The sequence below is a fragment of the Micromonospora sp. AMSO1212t genome, assembly GCF_008868145.1.
In the GTDB taxonomy this organism is placed as follows: Bacteria; Actinomycetota; Actinomycetes; order Mycobacteriales; family Micromonosporaceae; genus Micromonospora; species Micromonospora tulbaghiae.
The window spans coordinates 1-6,872 of record NZ_WBKS01000199.1 but is presented as its reverse complement, the minus strand read 5'-3'; the positions used below and the strand labels follow the sequence as shown (position 1 = coordinate 6,872).

The following is a 6,872-nucleotide window of genomic DNA, read 5'->3' as shown; positions in this document are numbered from 1 at the left end:
GGCGGACCGGGGTGCCCGCGGCGCGTCTCGCCAGCACCAGCACCGTCGACGTGGGCGCCTCGCGCAGGAAGACGAGCGTGTCCGCGTCCGCGTGCACCCACCGCAGGCCGCCGTGCCGCAGCGCCGGCTCGTCGCGGCGCAGCGTCAGCAACGACCGGTACGCGTCGAACGTGCGCCGGTCCCAGCTCTCCGGCCGGTGCCACGGCATCGGGGTACGCGAGCCCTCCCCGTTCGTGCCGGTCAGGCCCAGCTCGTCCCCGGCGAAGACCACAGGCGTGCCGGGCATGGTGGCGAGCAGTCCGGCGGCCACCTCCTGCCGGGCCGCGTCGCCGACCACGGTGCGGATCCGGGCCGAGTCGTGCGAGCCGAGCAACTGCCACGAGTGCGTGTACGACCGCCACGACACCAGTGACCGGTAGGTGTTCATGGTGGCGAGAATCGCCGCGGCGTCGCGCCGCCGTACCCCGCCCGGGGTGCCGAGGAAGTTCGGCACCGGGTCGTCGCCGTGACGCAGCCAGGACCAGACCGGGTCGGTGAAGCCGACGTAGTTCATGGTGCCGTGCCAGCCGTCGCGGTCCAGGTCACCGGTGTGGTCGTGGCCGTGCTCGGCGAGCAGCAGCGCGTCGGGCCGGGTTTCGGCCACCACCTCGCGCAACAGCCGCGCCACCTCGTGGGTGTACGCGTCCGCGCCGCGCCGCCCGGTCATGTTCGCCACGTCGACCCGCCACCCGTCCAGCCCGTACGGCGGGCGCAGCCAGCGGCGCAGCAGCGAGTCCTCGGCGGTGGCGAACCGGCGGCGCAGCTCCGCGCTGCCCCAGTTCAGCTTCGGCAGCGACTTCACCCCGTTCCACGACTCATAGTCCGAGCCGGGCAGGTCGAAGTAGTACAGCTCGCGTTCCGGCGCGTTCACGTCGGAGACGGCGGCGGTGAACCAGTGGTGGGCGTCGCCGGTGTGGTTGCTGGTGATGTCGCCGAGCATCCGCCAGCCCCGGGCGTGCACCGCGTCGGCGAGCCGAGCCAGCGCCGCGTCGCCGCCGAGCAGCGGGTCGACGGTGTCGAAGCTCGACGCGTCGTACCTGTGGTTGGAGCGCGCCGGGAAGACGGGCGTGAGGTAGACGGTGTTGACGCCGAGCCGGTCCAGGTGGTCCAGGTGCTCGGTGACGCCGTCGAGGTCGCCGCCGTAGAACTGGCGGGGCGTCTCCGGGCCGCGGCCGATCACCGGGGTGTCCCAGTCGCACGGGATCGCCCAGTCCGGCGCGGTCCGGCCGTCGGCGGCGGCCGAGCGGGCGAACCGGTCCGGGAAGATCTGGTAGATGACGGCGTCGCGGGCCCAGGCCGGCGGCGGGGCGTAGCCGACCAGCTTGAAGTCGCCGTTGTCCGGCACGTCGTGGCCGGCCAGACCGGCCGCGTTGAGCCAGCGGGTACCGCGCTCGCCGTCGAGCAGGAAACGGTAGTTGCTGACCGGGTTGCGGACCTCGACGTCGGCCCGCCACCACACGTCGCCGCCGTCGGTGCGGTCGATCCGCGCCTCGGCGAAGCGCGGCTCGCCGTCGCCGGTGGTGCGCACGTGCACCTGGGAGACGCCGGATCCGGCCGGCACCCGGACGAAGACCGGCACGGTCTGCCCGAGCGCGGGCTCCTGCTCCGGGACGTAGGTGGCGGAGCCGTCGTGGTGCGGCTGAAGAGACATGGTGCTGCCTTTCGCGTCGTACCGACAGGGAGAGGGGCGGGCACCCGCCGCGGCCGGTTTCACCCGACCGCGGCGGTCCGCCCGGAAACCGCTCCGGTGTACGCCGACACGACGCCCTTGCCGCAGCGTGAGCCGAGGAGGCTCAGCCCTTGACCGCTCCGGAGGTGAGTCCGGAGACGATGTAGCGCTGGAGCAGCTGGAACACCAGCACCGTCGGGATCGCGGTGAGCAGCGTGCCCGCCGCGAACATCCCGAAGTTGTTGTTACGCTCGCCGGCCACCAGGCCGTACATGCCGACCGCGAGGGTCTTCGACTCGGGTTCGGTGAGGAACACGTTGGCGATGATGAACTCGTTGATCGACCCGATGAACGCGAGCAGGCCGGTCACCGCCAGGATCGGCGCCACCAGCGGCAGCATGATCCGGAAGAAGACCTGCACGTGCGACGCGCCGTCCATGGTCGCCGACTCGTCCAGCTCCTTCGGCAGGGTGTCGAAGAAGCCCTTCATCAGCCAGGTGTTCGCGCCGAGCGCGCCACCCATGTAGAGCAGGAACAGGCCCCACGGGGTGTTGAACCCGATCGCCGGGTAGAGGTCGGTGAGCGTGGTGAAGATCAGGAAGATCGCCACGATCGCCAGGAACTGCGGGAACATCTGGATCAGCAACAGCGCGAGCAGGCCGACCCGGCGCCCGGCGAAGCGCATCCGGGAGAACGCGTACGCCGCCAGCGACGACAGGAAGATCGACGCGAAGCTGGCCACGCCCGCGAGCAGCAGCGAGTTGAGGAACCAGTGGCCGAACGCGGTGTTGTCGAACAGGTTCGTGAAGTTCTCCAGCGACGCCCCGGTCGGCAGCAGCTCGGTGGAGGACAGCGTGCCGAGCGGGTTGAACGCCGCCGAGATCACGAACAGGATCGGGAAGAGGCTGAACACCACCGCCAGCACCCCGACCAGGTGCCGCCAGCCCACCTGGGCGAACCAGCGGCCGCGCGATCGGCGGGCCGGCCTGCGGGTGGACGTGGGCGTCTCCGCGATGGTGGTCACGAGTACACCTCCTCCTGCTTGCGGGTCCGCCGGAAGCTGATCGCCGACACCGTCGCCACGATCGCGAAGATGAAGATCGAGACGGTGGCGGCCAGGCCGAACTCGGCGCCCTGCGCGCCGAACGCGAGCCGGTACGTGTAGGTGATCAGCAGGTCGGTGGCGCCGTTGGTCGGGTTGTCCGGCGCGAACGGGCCGCCCTCGGTGGTGAACAGGATCGCGTTGACGTTGTTGAAGTTGAACGCGAACGACGCGATCAGCAGCGGCGACAGCGCCACCAGCAGCAGCGGCAGGGTGACCGCCCGGAACGACTGCCAGGGCGACGCGCCGTCGACCGAGGTCGCCTCGGTCAGCTCCCGCGGGATGGCCTGCAACGCGCCGGTTGCCACCAGGAACATGTACGGATAGCCGAGCCACAACTGCACCAGGACCACCGCGATGCGGGCCGACCAGTTGCCGCCGAACCAGTCGACGTCCAGCCCGAACAGGTTGTTGAGCAGGCCGAAGTCGGTGTTGAACATGTCCCGCCAGATCAGCAGCATGGCGAACGACGGCATGGCGTACGGCAGGATCAGCACCATCCGGTAGAGGTTGGTGCCGCGCATCCGGGGTGAGTGCAGCGCGAGCGCGATGGCCATGCCGAGCAGGAACGTCAGCCCGGTGGATCCGATCGCGAACGCGAAGTTCCAGGCCAGCGTGCCGAAGAACGGGCCGGAGATGTTGCGGTCGGTGAGCACCGTGGCGAAGTTCTTCAGACCGACGCCGACCTTCCAGCCCTGGGCGAGGCGCTCGCCGTCGGCGGCGACGAAGGAGCCGGAGTCCTCGTCGGCGGTCCACGTCTTGCCGGTCTCGCTGTCCTTGACGCAGTCGCACGCGGCGTCGTACGCCCGGATCGCCTTGCCCTCGTACGCGCGGGTCAGGCCGTTGGAGCGGATGGCGCCGTCGTCGGTGGGCACGATGAGCGCGGTGATCGCGTCGCTGCGGCTGCTGGCCTGCCCGATGTTCAGCAGGGTGTAGCCGTCCGCGGCGGTGATCTTGCCGCTGAGACTGCTCACCTCGACGTCGGCGGCGTCGAGCTTGCGCAGCCCGTCCGCGTCCCCGGCGAAGACCTCCTTGCTCTTCGGGTCGCTGAGCAGGAAGGTCAGGGAGCCGGTCGCCGGGTCGCCGGTGGTCGCGATGGTGAGGTTGTACTCGGTCGAGCCGGGCACCTGCTTCACCGAGGCCGTCTGCACGGCGACGATCGCGTCGTCCTTGCTGCCGCGGTGCCCGTCGCCGAAGTTCGTGAACGCGGTGCTCGCGGTGTAGAGCACCGGGAAGACCTGGAAGGCGATCAGGAAGAGCGTGCCGGGGACCAGGTACTTGGCCGGGATGTGCCGGCGGCTCAGGTAGAGGTAGAACAGGCCGGCGGTGGTGACCGCCAGGACGCCCAGCGCGAGCCAGTGTTCGGCCTCGATGAGCGGGAAGGCCGCCCAGATCGCGATCCCGGCCACCAGGCCGAGCAGGACCACCTTGACGACGAGGCCGGTCGCGGTGATCGGCGCGTGTTGCCGCGCGGTACGGGACATGCGCGGGAGCCCACGGCGTACGGGCTCCCGGCCCGGGGCCTGCGGTGCAGACCCCGGGCCGGACACCGGCGCGCTCATTACTTGATCTGACCCTGGATGGTCTTGCCGGCGGCCGTGATCGTCTTGGCCGGGTCGGCGCCGCCGATGATGGCGGCCTCGGCCTTGCCGAACGGGTCCCAGATCGCGGCCATGGCCGGGATCGCCGGGAGCACCTGGCCGTTCTTGCCGGCCTCGGAGAACTTGGCCAGGTCCGCGTCCTCGCCCTTGACCTGGTCGAAGGCGGCGGTCAGCGCCGGCGGGCGCGGCTCGGCCTTGTACAGCGCGACGGCCAGCTCGGGCTTGGTCACGTAGTTGGTGACGAACTCCTGGGCCAGGGCCTTGTTCTTGCCCTTGGCGGCCACGTAGAACGCCTGGACGCCCACGAACGGCTGAGCCTCCTTGCCGCCGGCGAAGCCGGGGACCGGGGAGATGTCGTACGCGATGTTGGCCTTCTTGGCGTCGGCCACGGCCCACGGCCCGGAGACCAGGAACGCGCACTTCTTGCCGGTGAAGGTGGCGATGGAGTTCTCGCCGGTGATGGAGCGCTTCAGCGCACCCTCGCCCTTCTCACCCAGCTTCGCGATCTTCTGGAAGGCCGCGATCGACTCCGGCTTGCCCACGCCCAGGTCCTTCGGGTCGTAGTCGCCGTTCGCAGCGGTGCCGAACAGGTAGCCGCCGCCGGAGGTGTAGAGCGGGTAGATGTGGTAGGCGTCGCCGTTCTGACCGGACTGGAGGCACAGGATCTCGCTGGCCTTCTTCTCGGCCTTGAGCTTCTTGCCGGTGGCGACCAGGTCCTCGATCGTCTTCGGCGCCTCGGGGGCCAGCTCGGTGTTGCGGATCAGCGCGACGTTCTCGGTGGCGTAGGGAACGCCGTAGACCTGGCCGTTGAACGTGACGGCCTTGATGGCGGTCTCGTTGAAGCCGGCCTTCTGCTCGGCCGGGAGCTGCACCGGGTCGATGGCGCCGTTCTGGACCAGGTTGCCGATCCAGTCGTGCGCGCCGACCACGACGTCCGGGCCGCTGCCCTGCTGCGAGGCGGTGACGAAGTTGGTCTGCAGGTCCTTGGAGACGGCCTGGACCTCGACGGTCACGCCGTTCTCCTTGCCGAACTCCTCGGCGAACGGCTTGAGGGCGGCCGTGCGCTTGTCGTCGGCCCAGATGACCAGCTTGCCGCCGGTCGCCTTGGCGGACTCGTCGGCGGCCGGCTTGTCGCTGCCGCTGTCACCACAGCCGGAGGCGGCGAGCGCCAGGCCGAGGACGGCGACCACACCCGCGGTACGGATGCGCATCGGTACTCCTGTCGTCATGGCGGCCCGCCGGGGGAAGGGCGGCCGCCAGTGGAAACTCTGAAATTTCTTGCTGATCGGCGCCGAGACGCTGCGCCGCTGCTCTCGCATGTTGCGGGGACGTTAGCAAGAGGTTGCAGAGAATGGAAGGGCTTGCAAAAGTGTACGCAAGACTTTGCCGTTCGGCTAAAGTGCCGCACATGCGCGCTCGACTGTCCGACATCGCCCAACAGGCTGAAGTCAGCGAGGCCACGGTGTCGCGGGTGCTCAACGACCGCCCCGGCGTGGCCCCCGAAACCCGCCAGGCGGTCCTCACCGCCCTCGATGTGCTCGGCTACGAGCGCCCCGCCCGGCTGCGCAAGCGAAGCGCCGGACTGGTCGGCCTGGTCGTGCCGGAGCTGGACAACCCGATCTTCCCGGCGTTCGCCCAGATCATCGAGTCCGCGCTCGCCCCCACCGGCTACACGCCGGTGCTCTGCACGCAGACCCCGGGCGGCGTACGCGAGGACGAGTACGTGGAGATGCTGCTGGACCGTCAGGTCTCCGGCATCGTCTTCGTCTCCGGCCTGCACGCCGACACCGCCGCGGACCACGACCGCTACCGCACGCTGCTGGCCCGGCCGCTGCCGATCGTCATGATCAACGGGTACGCGCCCGGCATCCCCGCGCCGTTCGTCTCCTGCGACGACCGGGAGTCGGCCGAACTCGCGGTCGCCCACCTGGTCGCGCTCGGGCACCGGCGGATCGGCCTGATCACCGGCCCGGACCGGTTCGTGCCGGTGCAGCGCAAGGTCGCCGGCTACAAGGCAGCGATGGGGCGCCTCACCGACATCGCCGAGGACGAGCTGACCGAGCTGACCGAACTCTCCCTGTTCGGCGTCGAGGGCGGCGAGGCCGCCGCCGGCCGGCTCATCGAGCGCGGCGTGACCGGGCTGGTCTGCGGCTCCGACCTGATGGCGCTCGGCGCGATCCGGGCCGCCCGGCAGCGCGGGCTGTCGGTCCCCGGCGACATCTCCGTGGTCGGGTACGACGACTCCCCGCTCATGGCGTTCACCGACCCGCCGCTGACCACGGTGCGCCAGCCGGTCGCCGCCATGGCCGTGGCCGCGGTGCGGGCCCTGGTCGACGAGATCAACGGCCACCCGTCCCCGAACTCCGAGTACCTGTTCCGCCCCGAGCTGGTGGTACGCGGCTCGACAGCGGTGACGCGCCCCGTCGATCCCCCGAAGCGCCAGCGCCCCGCCACGCCTTCC

The 6,872-nt window shown here is 70.5% G+C and carries 5 protein-coding genes; 1 reads left to right on the top strand and 4 read right to left on the bottom strand.

Annotation, left to right across the window (positions count from 1 at the left end; translation table 11 throughout):
- The 4 genes from F8279_RS28615 to F8279_RS28600 form a co-directional block, all read right to left on the bottom strand.
- Positions 1–1,690: glycoside hydrolase family 13 protein (locus tag F8279_RS28615; protein WP_151501599.1), on the bottom strand; the 1,690-nt coding region annotated here is incomplete at its 3' end.
- Between the two features lie 142 nt (positions 1,691–1,832).
- Positions 1,833–2,732, bottom strand: a complete 900-nt coding sequence (locus F8279_RS28610; RefSeq protein WP_091415346.1) for a sugar ABC transporter permease — start codon at positions 2,730–2,732, stop codon at positions 1,833–1,835.
- Positions 2,729–4,372, bottom strand: a complete 1,644-nt coding sequence (locus tag F8279_RS28605) for an ABC transporter permease subunit (protein ID WP_091415342.1) — start codon at positions 4,370–4,372, stop codon at positions 2,729–2,731. The genes F8279_RS28610 and F8279_RS28605 overlap by 4 nt, the downstream gene beginning before the upstream one ends.
- The gene (locus F8279_RS28600; protein ID WP_091415339.1) at positions 4,372–5,622 is read right to left on the bottom strand and encodes a maltose ABC transporter substrate-binding protein; all 1,251 of its coding nucleotides are present in this window, start codon (positions 5,620–5,622) and stop codon (positions 4,372–4,374) included. The genes F8279_RS28605 and F8279_RS28600 overlap by 1 nt, the downstream gene beginning before the upstream one ends.
- Before the next feature lie 197 nt (positions 5,623–5,819).
- Between F8279_RS28600 and F8279_RS28595 the strand changes: the two genes are divergently transcribed.
- On the top strand, positions 5,820–6,872 hold a 1,053-nt coding region (locus tag F8279_RS28595), incomplete at its 3' end, for a LacI family DNA-binding transcriptional regulator (protein WP_151501598.1).

Coding starts and splice junctions, on each gene's coding strand:
- F8279_RS28605 (WP_091415342.1), bottom strand. CDS start 4,372: ATGAGCGCGCCGGTGTCCGGCCCGGGGTCTGCACCGCAGGCCCCGGGC.
- F8279_RS28600 (WP_091415339.1), bottom strand. CDS start 5,622: ATGCGCATCCGTACCGCGGGTGTGGTCGCCGTCCTCGGCCTGGCGCTC.